General features: G+C 72.0%; 14 protein-coding genes. 10 read left to right on the top strand and 4 right to left on the bottom strand.

Annotation, left to right across the window (positions count from 1 at the left end; all coding sequences use genetic code 11):
* Positions 1-9: 9 nt before the first annotated feature.
* A complete protein-coding gene (locus ASC77_RS16555) occupies positions 10-2319 on the bottom strand; it encodes a transglycosylase domain-containing protein (RefSeq protein ID WP_056155347.1) in 2310 nt (769 codons plus the stop codon).
* Positions 2320-2492: 173 nt separating this feature from the next.
* Between ASC77_RS16555 and ASC77_RS16550 the strand changes: the two genes are divergently transcribed.
* The 3 genes from ASC77_RS16550 to ASC77_RS16540 all read left to right on the top strand — a co-directional run bounded on the left by ASC77_RS16550 (position 2493) and on the right by ASC77_RS16540 (position 8145).
* Positions 2493-3134 (top strand): PadR family transcriptional regulator, encoded by a 642-nt coding sequence (locus ASC77_RS16550; protein WP_056155344.1) that lies wholly within the window; start codon positions 2493-2495, stop codon positions 3132-3134.
* Positions 3135-3148: 14 nt separating this feature from the next.
* On the top strand, positions 3149-4234 hold the full coding sequence (locus ASC77_RS16545) for an inositol-3-phosphate synthase (RefSeq protein WP_056155341.1): 1086 nt from the start codon (positions 3149-3151) through the stop codon (positions 4232-4234).
* Between the two features lie 269 nt (positions 4235-4503).
* Positions 4504-8145: a PKD domain-containing protein gene (locus ASC77_RS16540; protein WP_056155340.1), complete on the top strand. Its 3642-nt coding sequence runs from the start codon at positions 4504-4506 to the stop codon at positions 8143-8145.
* Positions 8146-8156: 11 nt separating this feature from the next.
* On the opposite strand, the gene ASC77_RS16535 is transcribed toward ASC77_RS16540, so the two are convergent.
* On the bottom strand, positions 8157-9722 hold the full coding sequence (locus ASC77_RS16535) for a helicase HerA-like domain-containing protein (RefSeq protein ID WP_056155337.1): 1566 nt from the start codon (positions 9720-9722) through the stop codon (positions 8157-8159).
* 21 nt (positions 9723-9743) lie between these two features.
* Positions 9744-11195, bottom strand: coding sequence for a CCA tRNA nucleotidyltransferase (locus tag ASC77_RS16530; RefSeq protein ID WP_056155334.1), 1452 nt, complete (start codon positions 11193-11195; stop codon positions 9744-9746).
* A gap of 69 nt (positions 11196-11264) precedes the next feature.
* On the opposite strand from ASC77_RS16530, the gene ASC77_RS16525 reads away from it, so the two are divergent.
* The 7 genes from ASC77_RS16525 to trxA all read left to right on the top strand — a co-directional run bounded on the left by ASC77_RS16525 (position 11265) and on the right by trxA (position 19988).
* Entirely contained in the window at positions 11265-13427 is a 2163-nt protein-coding gene (locus ASC77_RS16525) for a DUF6049 family protein (RefSeq protein WP_156391137.1), read from the top strand.
* 7 nt (positions 13428-13434) lie between these two features.
* Positions 13435-15132: a murein biosynthesis integral membrane protein MurJ gene (gene murJ / locus ASC77_RS16520; RefSeq protein WP_235547720.1), complete on the top strand. Its 1698-nt coding sequence runs from the start codon at positions 13435-13437 to the stop codon at positions 15130-15132.
* A gap of 70 nt (positions 15133-15202) precedes the next feature.
* The gene (locus ASC77_RS16515) at positions 15203-17086 is read left to right on the top strand and encodes a protein kinase family protein (RefSeq protein ID WP_056155328.1); all 1884 of its coding nucleotides are present in this window, start codon (positions 15203-15205) and stop codon (positions 17084-17086) included.
* Positions 17083-17784: an RNA polymerase sigma factor SigM gene (gene sigM, locus ASC77_RS16510; RefSeq protein ID WP_056155325.1), complete on the top strand. Its 702-nt coding sequence runs from the start codon at positions 17083-17085 to the stop codon at positions 17782-17784. Before ASC77_RS16515 ends, sigM begins: the two co-directional genes overlap by 4 nt.
* Positions 17785-17830: 46 nt before the next feature.
* Positions 17831-18511, top strand: coding sequence for a hypothetical protein (locus ASC77_RS16505; RefSeq protein ID WP_056155321.1), 681 nt, complete (start codon positions 17831-17833; stop codon positions 18509-18511).
* A gap of 91 nt (positions 18512-18602) precedes the next feature.
* Complete coding sequence (gene trxB / locus ASC77_RS16500; RefSeq protein ID WP_056155318.1) at positions 18603-19568, top strand: thioredoxin-disulfide reductase; 966 nt, start codon at positions 18603-18605, stop codon at positions 19566-19568.
* Positions 19569-19661: 93 nt separating this feature from the next.
* Positions 19662-19988, top strand: a complete 327-nt coding sequence (gene trxA / locus ASC77_RS16495) for a thioredoxin (protein WP_056155315.1) — start codon at positions 19662-19664, stop codon at positions 19986-19988.
* Between the two features lie 5 nt (positions 19989-19993).
* On the opposite strand, the gene ASC77_RS16490 is transcribed toward trxA, so the two are convergent.
* Positions 19994-20635 carry a GNAT family N-acetyltransferase gene (locus ASC77_RS16490; RefSeq protein ID WP_056155312.1) on the bottom strand — a complete coding sequence of 214 codons (642 nt, stop codon included), beginning with the start codon at positions 20633-20635 and terminating at the stop codon, positions 19994-19996.
* Between the last annotated feature and the right edge of the window lie 48 nt (positions 20636-20683).

The following is a 20683-nucleotide window of genomic DNA, read 5'->3' as shown; positions in this document are numbered from 1 at the left end:
GCCCGGCCATCAGCCGAGCCGGACCCGCCGCCGACCGTGCCGCTGACGGGTGCCCGCACCCGGGGCCGCCGTGCCGGCCGGCGTGGTCGCCGGCGGCGAAGCCGGGTCGGTCGGGGTCTCACAGCCGCCGATCAAGGTGCAGGTCGGGGTGTCCGACGGCGTCGGGGTGTCCGAGGGCGTCGGGGTGTCGGACGGGGTGGGCGTGTCGGACGGGGTGTTCTTCGGGGTGTCCGACGGCTTCGGCTTCTTCGACGGCTTCGGCGGCGGGGTGTACGGCGCGTGGCCGTCGTCCGGCGCGTCGCCGTCGAGGTTCGCGGCCGGCGGGAAGTCCTCCGGCTCGGTGCCCTCGAGGGCCCGGCCCATGACGTCGGTCCAGGTGCGCGCCGGGTAGGAGCCACCGAAGTACTCGGGCAGCCAGCCGTCGAGCTGCTCGTTGCCCTTGCCGCGCACGTACATGACCGCGGTCGACAGCTGCGGGGTGTAGCCGACGAACCAGGCCGAGGAGACGTCGTCGTTGCCGTTGGTCGCCGTGCCGGTCTTGCCGGCGGCCTCGCGGCCGAGGTTGAGCGCCGCCGTACCAGTGCCGACCTTGACGACCTGCTGCATGGCGTACGACGTGTCGTCGGCGACGTCCTCGGCGATCGCGCGGTCGGTGTGCTGCTTGAAGGAGTAGAGCTTCTTGCCGTCCTGGTCGGTCACCTTGGTGACGACGTGCGCCTCGGCGGCCCGGCCGCGGTTCGCGATGCTCGCGTAGGCGTTGGCCATGTTGACGGGCGCGATGGTCGCGGAGCCCAGCGCGATGCCCGAGACGGGCTCGAGGCCGGGGCTGTTGTCGAGGTTGTTGTAGCCGCCCTTGTTCTTGTTCCAGGCAGGGATGCCGAGGTCGTTGGCGGTCTTGAGGATCTTCTCGGGACCGTCGGGCAGGGAGACGGTCAGGTCCGCGAAGACGGTGTTGATCGAGTCCTCGGTGCCGCGCAGCAGGCTGACCGACGATCCGTAGTCGGTGCCGAGGCCGTCCGAACCGGTGCCCTCGTTGCGCACCCGGTCGCCGGTGCCCTCCTCGTTGTAGTAGAAGGGCGAGTTGCCGTCGAAGGTGTCCTTGAGGGAGAAGCCGGCCTTGAGGCCCGCGGCGACGGCGAACGGCTTGAACGTCGAGCCGACCTGGCCGCCGGCGGTCGCCCAGTTGATCTGGGAGTCGACGTAGTCCTGGCCGCCGTAGATGCCGCGGATGGCGCCGGTGCCGGGCTCGACGGTCGCGACCGCGATGTGGAGGTGCTTGTCCGAGAACTCCTTGCCCTCGGGACGCTGCTCCTTCACGCCCTCCTCCGCGGCCGCCATCGCCTGCTTGGTGAAGGTGGTGGTCACGCGCAGGCCGCCGCCGTCGATCTGCTCGTCCTTGAAGCCGAGCTTGTGCAGCTCGTCGCGGACCATCGTGAGCATGTGGCCCTTCTGGCCGCCGTACCTGCTCTCGGCCTGGATCTTCGGGAACTTCGGCAGCCGGCGCTTGGCCTGCTCGGCCTCGTCCGCGGTGATGTTGCCGGCGTCGGCCATCCCGTCCAGGACGTAGTCGTAGCGCTCCTTGAGGGCGGCGCGCGAGTCCTTGCCGTTGGCGGGGTCGAAGCGCGTCGGGTTGTTGAGCACGCTCGCCAACACGGCCGACTCACGCAGCGTCAGGTCCTTGGCGTCCGTGGCGAAGTAGGCCTTCGCGGCCGCCTGGACGCCGTACGCACCGCGCCCGAAGTAGATCGTGTTGAGGTAGCCCTGGAGGATCTCGGACTTCGACTTGGTCCGCTGCAGCTTCAGCGACAGGACCGCTTCCTTGATCTTGCGCTTGTAGGAGCGTTCCTGGGTCAGGTAGAGGATCTTCACGTACTGCTGGGTGATCGTCGACGCGCCCTGGGTCGAGTTGCCCTTCGCGTTGCTGAAGGCCGCGCGCAGGATGCCGCGCGGGTCGATGCCGCTGTCGCTCCAGAAGGTGCGGTTCTCGGCGGCCACGACGGCGTTCTGCAGGTCGTCGGGCATCTCCTTGAGGGAGATCGACTCCCGGTTCTGGGTCGCGAAGCTGCCGACCTCGTCCTTGCCGTTGGCGTAGTAGACGAACGACGTCTGGGTCTCGAAGTCCTTGTTCGGGTCCGGGATGTCGGTCGAGCGGTAGAGGTACACGAACCCGCCGGTGACCAGGAGCAGCCCGACCAGGCCGGCGACGAGCACCCAGCGGGCGACGCGCCACACCTTCTGCTTGCGCGTGCGCGGTCGCTTCGGCGGCCGGCTCGCCGTCGTCTTGTCGGCTGGCCCGGCGGCCCTGCGCTTACCACTCACGTCGAAAGGCTCCGCTGGTCAGGTGTCACGATCCTGGTCAGGGTACGGGGGCCGCCCAGAGGGGCCCAAGACGACGCTCCCGTGCCGTGCGACACGTCCGCGGACGGGCGTCTTCGTACGTCGTGACAGGTCCCCAGTTCGCAACGCGCGGATATATCGCTACGATAGGTCTCATGGCACGTCGCGCAGAGACCATCGAGCTGGCAGTCCTCGGACTGCTGCACGAGGCTCCCATGCACGGCTACGAGCTCCGCAAGCGCCTCAACCTGATGCTCGGGTGGGGTCGGGTGCTCTCGTACGGGTCGCTCTACCCGACCCTGAAGAAGATGCTCCGCGCGTCCCTCATCGAGGAGACGCTGTCGACCAAGACGCCGGGCACCCCGGTGTCGAAGCGGCCCCGGATCACCTACCAGGTCACCGAGGCCGGCACGCGCGAGTTCGAGCGCCTGATGTCGGAGGTCGGCCCCACGGCGTGGGAGGACGACAACTTCGACATCCGGTTCGCGTTCTTCTCGTCGACCGACATGGAGATCCGCCTGCGGGTGCTCGAGGGCCGGCGTACCCGGCTCCAGGAGCGCCTCGAGCGGGTCCAGAGCCAGCTGTCGCTGACCCAGAAGGAGGTCGACCGCTACGCGGCCGAGCTCCAGCGGCACGGGGTCGAGTCGGTCGAGCGCGAGGTCGAGTGGCTCTCGGGCCTGATCAACGCGGAGCGCAACGGCGTACCCCAGCAGACGTCCAACGAGACGGCCCCCGCCATTCACGGCGCGCCGTCCACCAAGCCACCCGCGACCCCCGCGGCTGAGCAGGCGAAGTAAGGAAGGAAACCCCGATGGGTTCGGTTCGAGTAGCAATCGTGGGAGTGGGCAACTGCGCCAGCTCCCTGGTGCAGGGCGTCGAGTTCTACAAGGACGCCGACCCGACGGGCACCGTCCCGGGTCTCATGCACGTCGCGTTCGGTGACTACCACGTCTCCGACGTGGAGTTCGTCGCGGCGTTCGACGTCGACGACAAGAAGGTCGGCAAGGACCTGTCCGAGGCGATCAACGCGTCGCAGAACAACACGATCAAGATCGCCGACGTCCCCACCTCGGGCGTCGAGGTGCAGCGCGGTCACACGCTCGACGGCCTGGGCAAGTACTACCGCCAGACCATCGACGAGTCCGCCGCCGAGCCGGTCGACGTCGTGCAGGTCCTCAAGGACCGCCAGGTCGACGTGATGGTGTCCTACCTCCCGGTGGGCTCCGAGGAGGCCGACAAGTTCTACGCCCAGTGCGCGATCGACGCCGGCGTCGGCTTCGTCAACGCCCTGCCCGTCTTCATCGCCTCCGACCCGGAGTGGGCCGCCAAGTTCGAGGCCGCCGGCGTCCCGATCATCGGTGACGACATCAAGTCGCAGGTCGGCGCGACCATCACCCACCGCGTGATGGCGAAGCTGTTCGAGGACCGCGGCGTCCGGCTGGACCGCACCTACCAGCTCAACGTCGGCGGCAACATGGACTTCAAGAACATGCTCGAGCGCGAGCGCCTGGAGTCCAAGAAGGTCTCCAAGACCCAGGCCGTCACGTCCAACCTGCAGGGCGAGCTCGCGGGCAAGGTCCACGACCGCAACGTCCACATCGGCCCGTCGGACCACGTCGAGTGGCTCGACGACCGCAAGTGGGCCTACGTCCGCCTCGAGGGCAGCGCCTTCGGTGAGGTCCCGCTCAACCTCGAGTACAAGCTCGAGGTCTGGGACTCCCCGAACTCCGCCGGCATCATCATCGACGCCCTGCGCGCCGCGAAGATCGCCAAGGACCGCGGCATCGGCGGCCCGATCATCTCGGCCTCGTCGTACCTGATGAAGTCCCCGCCGGTGCAGCTCCCCGACGACGAGGGCCGCCGCCGCGTGGAGGCCTTCATCGCCGGCGAGGAGTGACCTCGCTCCGCTGAGCACCACGACCCGGACCCGGTCAGGCACTGCCTGGCCGGGTCCTGTCGTACCCGGCGGAGGTGTCGTGACCCGGGCGGGACCACGACCCGTGCGTCAGGTACGACGAGGACGGTCCAGTCCGGTCCAGACCAGTCATCGGACCCGCAATGTCCGTTCTGACCTGCGGGTACGTCGTCGTAACCACCCGCACCGGGCCGTCGTTGGGGTGGCACCGCGTCGCCACCCGCGACCCTCCCGAGATTGCGTACCCGCCCATGAGCAAGCACGCCCCCTCAGCCCTGGCCACCGCCCTGGTCGCCGGCCTGGTCGCCACCTCCCTCGCCGTCCTGCCGGGCAGCCCGGCCACCGCCGCCGCGGCCGGCGCCGCCCCGTCGGCCGCGGCCCCCGCGATCAGCCGGGTCACCGTCGGCGGCCTGGAGGTCGAGAACAGCTTCGTGTCATCGGTGGGCTGGGTGAAGCCCGGCGACACCTACCCGTCGCGGATCATCCTGAGCAACCCCACCGCGGCGCCGGTGGCGGCCGTCTCCGTCGACGTGACCGCGCCCACCGGCACGAGCTTCACCGCCGCGAGCGCGCCGGCCGGGACCAGCCGGACCGTCGCCGACCACGAGGTCACCTGGACGGTGCCGGCCGTCCCCGCCGGCGGGACCCGGACCCTCGTCCTCGAGAACGTCGCCGACACGACCGCCCAGAACCCCGAGGTCGTCTGGCGCGACATCTCGACCGTCGCCGACGTCACCGTCGGTGCGACGTCCGAGTCGGCGACCAGCCACGGCCCCAAGGTCATCCCGCCGTCCGACACCTACGACACCGCGCGGTACGGCGACCGACCCTTCCCGGTCGTCCCGGTCGAGTACCGCGACCGGGCCTACCAGGCCGGCCACGACGGCGACTCGCTCGAGTCGGTCATCAACGACCCGGACAACACCGGCTCGACGTACAACCTCTACCAGGAGATGTCGCTCGGCCAGCTCTTCCCGGAGGGCACCGTGCCGTCGGCCGGGATCGCCAGCAAGGACTTCACCTACACGCCCGGCTTCGACTTCAGCCAGGTCGAGCCCGGCCAGACCTGCACCGGCGGCCTGACGATCACGCAGACCGACCTCGGCGACGTCCCCGCCCCGGGGACCGTGGGCGGCGCCGGCTACACCGAGCGGATCACCGACGGCGTCTACAACCTGCCCGGCAACACCGCCTACTACGGCGCGGACGCCAACGGCTCGGCGATCATCGGCTCGCTCGCCGGCGTCGGCGCGCTCCAGAACATCGACTCGGGCTGCGGCTCCGCCGGCAAGATGGTGTACGACGCCGCGGCGATCGCCGACCCGGAGATCGACTACTCGGACTACGACACCGACAAGGACGGCGTGGTCGACTTCTTCATGGCCGTCTTCGCGGGCTGCGGCGGCAACGGCTCGTCGCAGCTGTCCGTCGCCGGCTGCGCCTACACCGACCTGCCCTACGACAACGTGTGGCCGCACTCCTCGTCGCTCGAGTACTACTACACCGACCCGGTCACCGGGCTCGCCGGCTACACGACCGACGACCAGCTCAAGGACCTCGAGGGCCGGCCGCTCTGGTACACCGACGACAGCTACAGCGAGAAGACGACCACCGACACCGGGGACGCCCTCAAGGTGTTCGTCCGGGTCGGGCCCTACAACGTGAACCCCGAGACCGCCATCGACAAGGCGTCGGTGATCTCGCACGAGTACGGCCACTCGCTCGGGCTGCCCGACTTCTACTCCACCGGCAGCCGGGAGACGTACGGCGACTGGAACCTGATGGCCACCGACAAGTCGCAGGACATGGACGCGTTCTCGCGCCAGGAGCTCGGCTGGGTCGTGCCGCAGGTCCTCGCGCCCGGGACCACGCAGACGGTCTCCGGCATCACCGACTCCAAGCAGGACACCGGCACCATCACCTGGCAGCGCCCGGACGGCACGCCGTACACGCTGACCAACGGTCCGGACGGGACGGTGCACAACTCCCAGATGTTCGTGGCCAAGCTGCCGGGCCGGCAGCTCCTCGACCCAGCGACCTTCGACACCGGCGACACCGCGACGAAGTCGCACGCCTGGTGGTCGGGCTCGGGCAACGACTTCGGCTGCGCACCGACCGGCGGGCACAACCTCGACGTGTCGATCCCGCAGCTGGCCAGCCTGCCGCCGGGCAGCACGGTCAAGCTGTCCTTCAAGTCCGACTGGGACATCGAGTGGGACTTCGACTACGGCTTCGTGCTGACGACCACCGACGGCGGCGGCACCTACACGTCGCACGCGTCCGAGAAGGGCTTCACCTCCTCGAACACCGACCCGCTCGCCGGCAATCCGAACCAGAACACCTGCCAGGCGACGTACGACAACGGCCTGACCGGCACCAGCGGGTCGTACGCCGCGGGCACGGAGGTCACCGACCGCAAGCTGGGCAACACGCCGGCCGGCGTCTTCGTCGAGGACAGCTACGACATCAGCGACCTGGCCGGCGCCGCCAACGGTGCGCTCCGGTTCAGCTACGCCACCGACCCGGGCCTGGCCCGGCCCGGCTGGTTCATCGACGACCTCCAGGTCACCGCGACCACCCCCTCCGGCGACCAGGTGCTGCTGGACACCGACCTCGAGACCGACGGCGGTCCCGACGACGCCCGGATCTTCAACGGCGCCTGCCGCGAGGACCTGTCGACGGCGCAGCAGTGCACCCAGGGCTGGAAGTTCCTCCAGGCCGGGGCCGAGTCGCCGCAGGACCACGCCTACTACCTCGAGATGCGCGACCGCTCCGGCTTCGACCTCGACGGCCGCGGCCAGATCGACCGCGGCCCGATCGGCTGGCAGCCGGGCCTCTACCTCGCCTACACCGACGAGGCGCACGGCTACGGCAACGCCGGCACGGACGACCCGCCGGCCCAGTCCCCCCTCGACGCCGTCCCGGAGCCGGGCTCGGCGACCCCCGACCTCAACGACGCCGCCTTCACCGCGGCGGCCGGGCGATCGTCGTACTCGGACGCCTCGAGCAGTCCGCACGTCGACAACTACGCCGACCCGTCGACCGCCTCGGGCAACTGGGAGTTCGGCTACGACTGCCTCGGCTTCGATGTCCGGTCGATGTCCGGCAACGGTGACGGGCCGACCACCTCGGACGGCGACCTGACGGGCTCGGTGGCGTTCACGATGGGCACCGGCTGCGGCGCCTTCGACTACGGCTACCTGCCGGCGAGCGCCCCGGCCAACACCGCGCCGACGGCGTCCGCGACGGCCGCACCGGCCACGGTGAGGACAGGCGCCGAGGTCACCCTCAGCGGCCTGGGCAGCACCGACGCGGAGACGCCCGGGACGCTGGACTACACCTGGGACTTCGGCGACGGCGGCTCCACCAAGGACGCCTCCGGACCCGTCACCCACCACAGCTTCGGCACCGCCGGGACGTACGACGTCACCCTCCTCGTCACCGACCCCTCCGGAGCGACGGACACCGACTCGGTCGCGGTCACGGTGACCGAGGCGGCGACGACACCACCGCCGCCACCGACCGCACGGACGACGACCGTCGGCTGCGGCTCGTCGAAGGTGACCCGCACCGGCAGCTGGCGCGTCGTGCGGGCGAAGGGCGCACCGGGCGGCAACTACTGCGACAACCTCGGCCACCGGAAGGGCCGCGACACGATGCGCCTGAGCTTCACCGGCCCGCGGCTCGACCTCTTCTTCGGGCACGGTGTGCAGGGCGGGCGCGCCGCGATCCTCGTCGACGGCAAGCGGGTCGGCACCCTGAGCTTCGCGGGGAGGAGCCGGAAGCCGTCGATCGCCTTCCACCGCAGGCTCACGGGTCTCGGGGCAGGCAAGCACACCGTGCGGCTGGTCGTGCCGAAGGGGCGCGCGTACGTCGACCGCTTCGTCTTCTAGAGGAGCACGGCCTAGCGGCGGCCCGTCTTGAACATCCCGCGGACGATCTCGCGGGCCGCCGTACGCATGACGTCCTTGAAGGCAGCCGAGCCCACCACCTGGTCGACGATGCCGTCGTCCTTCGGTGCCGGCTTCGGCCTGGCGGTCTTGCGCGGCTTGGGCGCCGGGGCCGGGGTGCCGGCGCGCTCCGCCTCCTGCTTCGCCGCGCCCTGCTCCAGGCGTCCGGCGAGGATCTCGCGGGCGGACTCGCGGTCCACCGTGGCCTGGTACTTCGCGGCTCGCGGGCTGCTCGCAACGGTCGCCGCCAGCAGGTCGGCGTCGCACGGGTCCATCCGCGACTCGGGCGCCCGCAGCCGGGTCCAGGCCACCGGGGTCGGGGCGCCGCGCTCGTTCATGACGGTCACGACCGCCTCGCCGATGCCCAACCCGGTGATCACCTGACCTAGGTCGGCGTACCCACTGGTCGGGTACGTCGCCACGGTGGCCTTGAGCGCCTTCGCGTCGTTCGGCGTGTGCGCCCGCAGCTGGTGCTGCACGCGCGAGCCGAGCTGGGCGAGCACGTTGTCGGGCACGTCGGTCGGGCTCTGGGTCACGAAGAAGACCCCGACGCCCTTCGAGCGGATCAGGCGGACGGTCTGGGCGACCTGGTCGAGGAAGGCCTTCGACGCATCGGCGAAGAGCAGGTGGGCCTCGTCGAAGAAGAAGACCAGCTTGGGCTTGTCGACGTCGCCCACCTCGGGCAGGTCGTGGAAGAGGTCGGCGAGCAGCCACATCAGGAAGGTCGAGAAGATCGCCGGCCGGTCCTGCAGCTGCGGCAGCTCGACCAGGGAGACCAGGCCGCGACCGTCCGCGGCCACCTGGAGCAGGTCCGCGGACTCGAACTCGGGCTCGCCGAAGAACACGTCACCGCCCTGGTCCTCGAGGCCGATCAGCTCGCGGAGGATGACGCCGGCCGTGGCCGACGACAGGCCCCCGAGGTCCTTGAGCTCCGTCTTGCCCTCGTCGCTGAGGAGGTGGGAGACCACAGCCCGGAGGTCGGCGAGGTCCAGGAGCGGCAGGCCGGCCTGGTCGGCGTAGTGGAAGACCAGCCCGAGGCTGGACTCCTGGGTCTCGTTGAGCCCGAGCACCTTGCTGAGCAGGGTCGGCCCGAACGCGCTCATCGTCACCCGCAGCGGCAGCCCCGACCCGAGGCCGCCGATCGCGTAGAACTCGACCGGGAAGCCGGTCGCCGTCCACTGCTGACCGAGGGTCGCGGCGCGCGCCGTCAGCTTGTCGTTGGCCGCGCCCGGCTGGGCCAGCCCGGAGAGGTCGCCCTTGATGTCGGCGGCGAAGACCGGCACGCCCTGGGCGCTGAGCTGCTCGACCATCAGCTGCAGGGTCCGGGTCTTGCCCGTGCCGGTCGCCCCGGCCACCAGGCCGTGCCGGTTGAGCATCGCGACCGGGATCCGCACCGGCACCTCGCCCAGCCGCTCGGCGTCGAGCATCAGCCCGCCGAGCTCGAGGGCCGCCCCCTCGAAGGTGTAGCCCGCGCGTACCGCGTCGGTCAGCTGCTGGTCGGCGGCGTCAGTCGCTCCCATGGCCCGACTGTAGGACGGTCGTCAACGTCGCGCCGCCCACCACGCGAGCAGGGCGGCCGTCGCGGCCTCCTCGGCCTGGGGTCCGTGGTCCATCCGCAGCTCGAGCAGGAACTTGTAGGCCTCGCCCACGTCGCGACCGGCGCCGATCCCGAGGATCTCCATGATCTGGTTGCCGTCCAGGTCGGGCCGGATCGAGGCCAGCTCCTCCTGCTCCGAGAGTCGTGCGATCCGGGCCTCGAGGTCGTCGTAGGTCCGCTGGAGCCGCTCCGCCTTCTTCCGGTTGCGGGTCGTCGAGTCGGCCCGGGTCAGGATGTGCAGGCGCTCGAGCTGGTCACCCGCGTCGCGCACGTAGCGGCGTACGGCGGAGTCGGTCCACTCCCCCGACCCGTAGCCGTGGAACCGGAGGTGCAGCTCCACCAGCTCGCTGACCGCGTCGATCTCCTCGTTGGAGAAGCGCAGGGCCTTCATCCGCTTGCGCGTCAGCTTGGCGCCGACGACGTCGTGGTGGTGGAAGGTGACGGTGCCGTCGTCGAGGAAGCGCCGGGTGCGGGGCTTGCCGACGTCGTGCATCAGGGCCGCGAAACGGGACACGAAGTCCGGCCCGCCGCCGGGCAGCCGGTCCTCGAGCGCCATCGCCTGCTCCAGCACGGTCAGGGTGTGCTCGTAGACGTCCTTGTGCCGGTGGTGCTCGTCGCGCTCCAGCGCGAGCGCCGGCAGCTCGGGCAGCACGAGGGCGGCGAGCCCGGTCTCGACGAGCAGGGTCAGGCCCAGTCGCGGGTACGGCGCGCACACCAGCTTGACCAGCTCGTCGCGCACCCGCTCGGCCGAGATGATCTCGATCCGGCCGGCCATCGCCCGCATCGCCTCGACGACGGCGGGGTCGACGGTGAAGCCGAGCTGTGCGGCGAAGCGGGCCGCGCGCATCATCCGGAGCGGGTCGTCGGAGAAGGAGTCCTCGGGCCGGCCCGGCGTCCGCAGCACCCGGTGCGCGAGGTCGACCACGCCGCCGTACGGGTCCTCGATCTCGCGGCCCGGCAGCCGGACCGCCATCGCGTTCACGGTGAAGTCGCGCCGACCCAGGTCGCCGCCGAGGTTGTCGCCGAAGTCGACGTCCGGCTTGCGCGAGGACGGGTCGTAGGCCTCGGAGCGGTAGGTCGTGATCTCGACCTGCCAGTCGCCCCGGCGGCACCCGATCGTCCCGAACGCGCGGCCCATGTCCCAGATCGCGTCGGCCCAGCCCTTGAGCAGGCGCTCGGTCTGCTCGGGGCGCGCCGAGGTGGTGAAGTCCAGGTCGTTGTGCTGGCGTCCGAGCATCGCGTCCCGCACGGGGCCGCCGACCAGCGCGAGCTCGTGCCCGGCCGTCGCGAACCGCTCGCCGAGGTCGTCGATGACCGGCGCGATCCGGTCCAGCTCGGTCGTGACGGACCGCTGGACCTCGGCGATCTGCAGAGGCGGGAGCAGGGCGTCAGGCACGGGAGACGAGTTTAGTGGAGCGAGGGCCGGGGGCCCGATTCGCACAGGAGCGGCCAGTAGAGTCGGCGCGTGCCACGCCCGTCGCTGTTGTCTGCCCTCGTGGCGACGGCGTTCGCCGGCGTGCTGCTCACGCCGGTCGCGGCCACCGCGGCCGGGGCGCATGCCGGGGCGCGGCACCGCGTCGCCGACGAGGCGCCGCTGGCCATCACCATCGACAACCTCACGCCGTCCGCGCTGCCGAAGACCGGCCCGGTCCGGGTGAGTGGTTCGGTCACGAACAACGACGACCAGACCTGGACGGACGTCAACCTCTACCCATTCGTCTCCTCGGACGTGATCACCAGCACGGCCGAGCTCGCCGAGGAGGCGGACACCGATGCCAACGCCGACGTCGGCCAGCGGATCACGGATCCTGGCCCCTACCAGACCATCGACGAGCTGGCCCCCGGCGAGACCCGGCAGTACTCGTTCTCCGTCCCGCGGCGACGCATCAACGCCTCGGTGGCCGGCGTCTACTGGTTCGGAGTCCACGCACTGGGCACCTCGGGCGAGGGCCGGCTCGACGGTGCGGACGGCCGCGCCCGCACGTTCATCCCGCTGATCCCCGCGAGCGCCACGAAGCGGGTCGACACCGCCCTGGTGCTGCCGATCCGGCACGTGGTGCGCCACGACCCCGACGGCCGGGTCTCCGACCTCGCCGACTGGACCCGGACCCTGTCGGCCAACGGTCGGCTGCGCGCCCTGACCGAGCTCGGGGTCGCCGCGGGTGACCGGCCGCTGACCTGGCTGGTCGACCCGGCGGTGACCGACGCGGTCACCGCCATCACGAACGGGAACCCGGCCCGGTCGCTCGCCCCGACCATCGACCCCACCGCGCCCGGCGACGGGGAGTCCGCGAGTCCGTCGGCCGGGGCCTCGGACCAGCCGAGCGAGGACCCGAGCGCGTCGACCGACGACGGGGACGACAGCGACGCCACCGAGCCCGAGGACGCCGACCTCGCCGCCGCGACCGTCGCCGGCTCCGAGTGGCTCGACCGGCTGCACACCGGGCTCGAGGGCAGCGAGATCCTCGGCCTGCCGTACGGCGACCTCGACGTCTCGGCCGCCGCGACGCAACGCCCCGCGGCGTACCAGGCCGCGCGCAAGCGGACCGGCACCGAGCTGGCGCCCTGGGGCCTGCCGGTCTCGCCCGCCGTCGCCGCACCGTCGGGCTACCTGTCGCCGTCCGCGATCGAGATGACGGACCCGAGCACCCAGGTCGTCGTGACCGACAAGATGTTCCGCGGCCGGGCGCCCTCGGTGGCGGAGACCGACGGGCACGCGCTGACGGTGGCGTCCTCGGAGGCGGCCACGGGCGGCCCCGGTCCCGACGACCCGATGTCGCTCGTCAACGTCCGGCAGCGGATCGTCAGCGAGGCGGCACTCCGACTGCTGACGCGAGGCCAGCCACCCCTGGTCGTGGTGCTGCCGTCGACGTGGGCGCCGTCGTCCAGCGCCGGCTTCTTCGACGGCCTCGACCTCGACTGGCTGCACCTGACGACGGTGAGCGCGATCTCCGCCCAGGGCGGCAGCTCGGTCGACCCCGACCGGCTGGTCTACCCGCAGGCGCAGAGCGACGGTGAGCTGCAGGCCGTCGACTTCGCCTCGGCCGCTGCCCTGACCCACGCGGGCGACACCCTCCAGAACCTGCTCACGCTCAACGACCAGGTCGGAGGCGTGGTCAGTGACGAGGCGATGACGGACCTCTCCTACGGCAACCGGCGGCTGCCGCTCATGAGTCGTACGTCGGCGGCGCGGTCGCGCTACTGGATCGAGCAGCGGCTGCGCGGCGTCGAGGTGTCGGCGCCGAAGGCGGTCATCCTCTCCAGTGGCAGCGGCCGCTTCTCCGCGACCGTCACCAACACGCTCGACGAACCGGTCACCGTGCGGCTCGCCGCCAGGACCGATCCACTGCTCCGCATCTCGGTGCCGGACAGCGAGGTCCAGATCGGGCCGGGGAGCCGGACCAGCGTCCTGCTCAACGCCTCGTCGCGCGCGGTCGGGGTCCGCAACGCGACCCTGCTCCTGACCGACACCGACGGCACGGCCCTCGGCTCCTCGGACTCGCTGCCGATCCGCTCCAACCAGGTCAGCCGGGTGATCTGGCTGATCCTGGGCACCGGCGTCGCCCTGCTCTTCGGGACCATCCTGGTCCGGCTCTTCCGGCGGATCCGCGCGGCGGCCAGGTCGTGATCAGCCGGTGAGCGCGTTCGACGACGAGCGCCCGGAGGACGAGCGCGAGCGCGTCCTGGCCAACAGCGCCGTGATGGCGGTCGGCACCGTCTTCTCGCGCGCCAGCGGGTTCATCCGCTCCGCGCTGCTGGTCGCGGCCATCGGCAACGTGCTGCACGCGGACCTGTTCAACATCGCCAACACGATCCCGAACATGCTCTACATCCTGCTCGCCGGCGGGGTCGTGAACGCGGTGCTGGTGCCCCAGCTGGTGCGCACCATGAAGCAGGACCCCGACGGCGGCGAGGCCTACGCCAACCGGATCATCACCCTGGCCGGGCTGTTCCTCGGCCTCGTCACCGTCCTGCTCGTGGTCGCCGCGCCCTGGGTGATGTCGATCTTCCTGGACCCGGCGTTCGGCCAGGCCTGCCTGCACGACCAGCGCCAGTCGATCATCGACTTCGCCCGGCTCTGCCTGCCCCAGGTGTTCTTCTACGGGATGTACGTCCTGATCGGCCAGGTGCTCAACGCCCGCGGGCGGTTCGGCCCGATGATGTGGGCGCCGATCGCCAACAACGCGATCTCGATCGTGGTGCTGGTCGTCTACCTGCTGGTGTTCGGGCCGGCCCGCGGGGTCGAGCTGTTCGGCGCCTTCACCCCGGCGCAGGAGCTGCTGCTCGGGCTGGGCGCCACCGTCGGCATCGCCGCCCAGTTCCTGATCCTCGTCCCCTACCTGCGCGCCAGCGGCTTCCACTACCGGCCGCGCTTCGACTTCGTCGGCACCGGCCTCGCCCGCACCTTCCAGCTCGGGGTGTGGACAGTCCTCTTCGTCATCGTCAACCAGATCGCGTACACGGTCGTGGTCCGGCTCGCGTCCGGCGGTACGGCGGACATCGCCTGCACCGGCAGCCACGGGGGCGACGCCACGGGCTACACCGTCTACTCGATGACGTTCCTGATCATCATGGTCCCGCACTCGATCATCACCGTCTCGCTGGCGACCGCGATCCTCCCGCGGCTGGCGGCGCGGGCCGCCGACGGCGACCTCGCCGCGATGTCGCGCTCGCTGTCATCGACGATGCGCAGCGCCCTGGCGCTCGTCATCCCGTTCGCCGCCCTGCTGCCGGTACTGGCCACCGACTCGGCCCACCTGCTCTGGGGGTACGGCGCCGGCCGCGACGACTACGACCTCTTCGCGCCGCCGCTCGCGCTGTTCGGGATCGGGCTGGTCTTCTTCACCGTGCACTACCTGGTGCTGCGGGGCTTCTACGCCCTCGAGCGCAACGGCCAGGTGTTCTGGATCCAGTGCGTGGTCGCCGTCGTCAACATCGCCGCCGCGGTCGCGCTGGTCCGGGGCCTCGACGACCTCGACACCGCCTCCTCGCTGGTGCTCGCGTACGGCGCGGCGTACGCCGTCGGCGCCACGCTCTCCTACGCGATGCTGGCCCGGCGCGTCGGCGGCCTGGAGACCGCGACGCTGCTGCGCTTCCTGCTGCGCCTGGCGATCGCGGTCGTCCTCGCCGTCGCTGCGGCGGGCGGGTCGACGTACCTCCTCCACGAGCTCCTGGACGGCGGGAGCTGGGTCGCGGCGGCCGTGACCCTCGCCGTCGCCGGCCTCGCGGGAGGTCTCGTGCTGGTCGGGACGGCCCGCGCGCTCCGGCTCACCGAGCTGACCTCCATCGTCGACACACTGGCCCGCCGGCTGCCCCTCCCACGAAGGCGCTGACGGCGCCCTACGATGGCCCTGGGCCACCGGAGCGACGGTCAAGTCCCGTGAATCCGACGAGGGGAGCTGAGTGCCGAGCTCGATCCGGCCCGGCGACGTGCTCGCCGACCGGTACCGACTGGTCGACCTGCTCACCGAGAGCGGGGGCGGCCGGTTCTGGCGAGCCCACGACCGGGTCCTCGAGCGGCACGTCGCCCTCCACGTCATCGCCGAGGACGACGAGCGCGCGGCGCCGCTGCTGGAGGCCGCCCGCCGCTCCGCGACGATCCACGACCGGCGCCTGCTCCGGGTGCTCGACGCCGACCGGGCCGACGGCGTCTGCTACGTCATCAACGAGTGGGGCTCGGGCGACTCGCTCGACATCATGCTCGCGTCCGGTCCGCTGGGCCCGCGCCGCGCGGCCTGGCTGGTCTCCGAGGTGGCCGGCGCCGTGGCGGCGGGCCACGAGCTCGGCGTGTGCCACGGCCGGCTCATCCCCGAGAACGTCCTGGTCGACAGCACCGGCGCCGTCCGCCTGATCGGGTACGCCGTGGACGCCGCCATGCACGGTCTGCCGCCCGGCCGGGTCTCGACCGACGTCGCCGACTTGGGCGGCCTCCTCTACTGCGCCCTCACCGGCAAGTGGCCCGGGGTCTCCTCCTCCGCCCTCGTCGACGCGCCGCTCGTGCAGGGCCGGGTGCTGCGGCCCCGCCAGGTCCGCGCCGGCATCCCCCGGCCGCTGGACACGCTCTGCGACGAGGTGGTCAACCCCTACTCGGGGCCGGCCGGCGCCCGCCTCCGCGAGGTCCACGACGTCGGCTCCGCCCAGGGCATCGCCGACTACCTGTCCGTCTTCGTCGGTGACCCCGCGGGGCTGGTCGAGGCCGAGGCCGCCGCCGGGCACCGGGACACCACCGAGATCGTGATGCTCCCTGCGTTGGCCGACCCGCCCGTGCGCGCTGCCGCCCCTCCGCCGCCCGAGCCCGAGCCGGAACCCGAGCCGGAGCCGGAGCCCGAGCCCGAGGCCGCCCAGGAGCCCACCGAGCTGCCGACCCAGGCCGGCCTCCCGATCTTCGACGACGAGACCGACGACGTGTCGTGGCTGGACGCGCCCGGCGAGGCGGCTCCTCCACCGCCGCCGTTCGAGGAGCCGCCGGAGCGGCCGCTGTTCGCACCGGCGCCGGCAGGCGGCGCCCCGGCGCGGACGCCGCGGCCCGGCGCTCGGACGGCTCCCGCACCCACCCCCGCGCCGGCTCCTCCCCCGCCGCCGGCCGCCGGCGGCACCGGTCGGGCCGGCTTCTGGCCCTGGGACACCGGCACCGGCACCATCCCGGCCACCGACGAGCCGGACGAGGACGTCCCCGGCCGGAGCTGGCTGCGGCTGGCCGCCGTGATCGCCGTCGCCGTCCTGCTGCTCGTGGCCGTGGTCGTCGCCTACAACCTCGGGCGCGGGCGGACGCCGCTCGGCGCGGTCCCCGACGACGACCCCACCACACCGGCACCGACCAGCCGGGCCCCCGCCTCGGCGTCGGCCGGCCCGATCACGGGCGTGCGGGCGACCGACTTCGACCCCGAGGGCGACCCGCCGGAGGAGTATCCCGAGCTGGCCCCGCTGGCCGTCGACGGCGACCCGGCGACGTCGTGGCACACGATGGACTACAAGCAGAACTTCGGCCCCGGCGGCCTCAAGTCCGGCGTCGGCCTGGTCCTCGACCTCGGCTCCGTCCGCGACGTGTCGTCGGTCGACCTCACCGTGGGGGGCGGCGCGACCGGGATCTCCCTCTACCTCGCCGACACCGCGCCCACGACGGTCGACGGGCTCACCCCCGTCGCCACCGGGACCGTCGACGACACCCGGAAGCTGACCCTCGACCAGCCGCAGCGGGGCCGCTACCTCGTGGTCTGGCTGACGTCCGTGCCCGCGGTCGGCTCCGAGTTCCGCGGCGAGGTCGCCGAGGTGACGGTGCGCGGATGAGCGGCGCCGACGGGTCCGACGAGGGCCTCACCGACGCGGACCTGCTCGCCGCCCACGTCGCCGGGGACCGGGACGCGTTCGGGCTGCTCTTCGCCCGCCACCGCGACCGGCTCTGGGCGGTCGCGGTGCGCACGATGGGCAACCGCGAGGACGCTGCCGACGGCCTCCAGGACGGCATGGTCGCGGCGTACCGCCGGGCCGGCACGTTCCGCGGCGACGCGGCGGTCACCACCTGGCTGCACCGCGTCGTCGTCAACGCCTGTCTCGACCGGCTCCGCGCCGCCAAGGTACGTCGTACCGAGGCGCTGCCCGACGACCTCGACGAGCGCGACCGTGGCTCGCTCCGCTCCGCGACCGACGACGCGGCGGACCCCGCGGAGCACGCGGCCCGGGTCGAGCGCCGCACCCTGGTCCTCGACGCGCTGCGCACCCTGCCCGACGACCAGCGGGCGGCGCTGGTGCTCGTCGACATGGAGGGCTATCCGGTCGCGGAGGCCGCCCAGATCCTCGACTGTGCCGTCGGGACCGTGAAGTCGCGCTGCTCGCGCGGTCGGGCCCGGCTCGCCGAGCTGCTCGCGCCGCTCCTGGACACTGCCGAGCGTGACCCGCACGACACGCCCGCACGGAACCCGGTCCCGCCGTCGACCGTCGAACCCACGGACGCACCGCGCGGCCCCCCGCCCGTCGTGGAGCGTTGACGCCACCAGCACCACCCCACTCCCACCGCCGAGGAGGTGAACACCCGTGTCCGACCCCGACCTGACCCCCGAGGAGCAGCAGGTACGCCGGCTCCTCGCCGACGCGCGCCACGACGAGCCGCTGCCCGACGACGTCGCCGCCCGGCTCGACGGGGTGCTGGCCGACCTCGGCGCGGAGCCTCGGTCCACCGCGCCGGTCGTCGACCTGGCCGCGCGCCGCCGGCGACGCGTCGTGCGCAACGTCCTGGTCGCCGCCGCGGCCGTCGTGGTCGTCGGTGTCGGGATCAGCCGGGTCGACCTCGGCGCCTCGGGCGACGCTGACTCCGGGACCGCCGAGTCGTCGGCGCAGGACGACGGCGGTGGCAGCGGCAGAGCCCCCTCCGCCGCCGCCCCCGAGGCCGTCGCTCCCGGTCGGGTGCTGAGGCTGACCTCGGAGGACTTCGACGAGCGGCTGGCCCGGGCCGACGCGGCCGGTGGCCTGGACGCCCTCGCCGCGCGCACGCAGGACGAGCTCGACCAGGGGATCAACGACTACTCGAGCCTCGACGCGCCGCCCGGCTGGTGCAACGACGCGGCCTGGGGCCGCGGCCTGCGGATCGCGGTCCGGTACGACGGGGAGCCGGGCGTCCTGGTGCTCCGCCGGGCCTCGGGAGGCACCCGCGAGGCCGACCTCTACCTGTGCGGGGAGACGACGCCCACGCGGTCGACGACGGTCCCCGCGGGCTGAGTCCCGGTCCGCTCCCGGCCAGGGAAGTTTCCTCGCCTACGATCGGTTCTACTGGTCGCAGACCCACTCGTCCCGAGGAGACCCACACTCCATGTCCGACACCGTTCGTGACGTCATCGTCATCGGCTCCGGCCCGTCCGGCTACACCGCCGGCCTCTACACCGCCCGCGCCAACCTGAACCCGCTCGTGTTCGAGGGGTCGGTGACGGCCGGCGGTGCGCTGATGAACACCACCGAGGTCGAGAACTTCCCCGGCTTCCGCGACGGCATCATGGGCCCGGCCCTGATGGACGAGATGCGCGCCCAGGCCGAGCGCTTCGGCGCCGAGCTGGTCTCCGACGACGTCGTCGAGGTCGACCTGACCGGCGACCTCAAGATCGTGAAGACCGCGACGGACACCTACCAGGCGCGCTCGGTCATCCTGGCCATGGGCTCGGGCTACAAGAAGCTCGAGCTGCCGCGTGAGGACGAGCTCTCCGGCCGCGGCGTCTCCTGGTGCGCCACCTGCGACGGCTTCTTCTTCCGCGACCAGCACATCGCCGTGGTCGGCGGCGGCGACTCCGCGATCGAGGAGGCCACCTTCCTGACCCGCTTCGGGTCCAAGGTCTCCCTGATCGTGCGCCGCGACGAGCTGCGCGCCTCGAAGATCATGCAGGAGCGGGCGTTCGCCGACCCCAAGCTCGAGATCATCTGGAACTCCAAGGTCCAGGAGATCAACGGCGCCGACCGGCTCGAGTCGCTGACCCTCGAGGACACCGTGACCGGCGCGACCAGCAACCTGCACGCGACCGGCCTCTTCATCGCCATCGGCCACGACCCGCGCTCGGAGCTGCTCCCCGGCCAGGTCGACCTCGACGAGAACGGCTACGTGCTGGTCCAACACCCCTCGACAGCCACCAACCTGCCCGGCGTCTTCGCCGCCGGCGACCTGGTCGACCACCACTACCGCCAGGCCATCACCGCCGCCGGCACCGGCTGCGCCGCAGCCCTCGACGCCGAGCGCTACCTGGCCGACCTCGACCACGCCGCGAGCAGCCAGGAGCTCGTCGAGGCCTGAGCACGCCGTACGCCGGAGCGGCGGGGAACATCGCGCCGCACGGTGGTGTTGAGTGCATCAGACCTCCGTGTTCACCTAGAAGGGAATCAATCCGTGGGCAACATCAGTGCAGTGACCGACGCCGAGTTCGAGGCTCAGGTCCTCAAGTCCGACAAGCCGGTCCTCGTGGACTTCTGGGCCGAGTGGTGCGGCCCGTGCCGCCAGGTCGCCCCGATCCTCGACGAGATCGCGACCGCCCACGGTGACAAGGTCACCTTCTTCAAGATGAACGTGGACGAGAACCCGGTGACGCCGTCGTCGTACCGCGTGACCGGCATCCCGACCATCAACGTCTACCAGGGCGGCGAGGTCGTGAAGAGCATCGTCGGCGCCCGCCCGAAGGCGAAGCTGCTCGACGAGCTCGCCGAGTACATCGCCTGATCCACTCAGCTTTCTCGCGAGGCCCGCGTCGCCTTCGGCGCCGGGCCTCGTGCTGATTTCGGGCGCATCGCGCCGAGCACCCGGCCGAAGGCCGACTCGAACTCGTCGCGCCAGCTCACCGCGCTGCGCAACTCCATCCGCATCCGGGGTGCGGTCGGGTGGGGGCGGTGCGTCTTGAAGCCGACGCTGCCCAGGAGCTCGACGGGGAGCAGGCAGCGACCCCCGCGGCCCGTCGGGTCGCCGAAGGCCTCGATGGCGCCCGCGTCGCCTCGCTCGATCAGGTCGCGCGCCATCCCCTGGACCAGCATCCGGCCCAGCCCCCCGCCGCGGTACGCCGGCTCCACGTGGAGCGTCGTGAGCAGCACCGCGTCGGCCGACACGGGCGCCGTCGGGAAGGCGGCAGCCCCGGGCACGAACGCCTCCGGCGCGTAGACGGCGTACCCGGCGGGCACGTCGTCGACCAGGACCACCCGTCCGCAGGAGCCCCATTCCCGCAGGACCTCCGAGACCCAGGCGTCCTTCTCCGCGCACGCGTCGGAGACCCGGTCGCGGCGTACGGGGTCCAGCTCCCAGAAGAGGCAGGAGCGGCACGGCGCCTCGAACTCCTCGAGATGATCGAGCGTCAGCCGGACGACCTTGCGCGACATCACACCTCCGACGGATGAAACCCCAGGGCCATCGTAGGCGCGGGCCTG

It is taken from the genome of Nocardioides sp. Root1257 (assembly GCF_001425175.1).
Lineage (GTDB): Bacteria > Actinomycetota > Actinomycetes > Propionibacteriales > Nocardioidaceae > Nocardioides.
The sequence above is the reverse complement of the archived record's forward strand: the minus strand, read 5'-3'. Positions and strand labels throughout refer to the sequence as shown.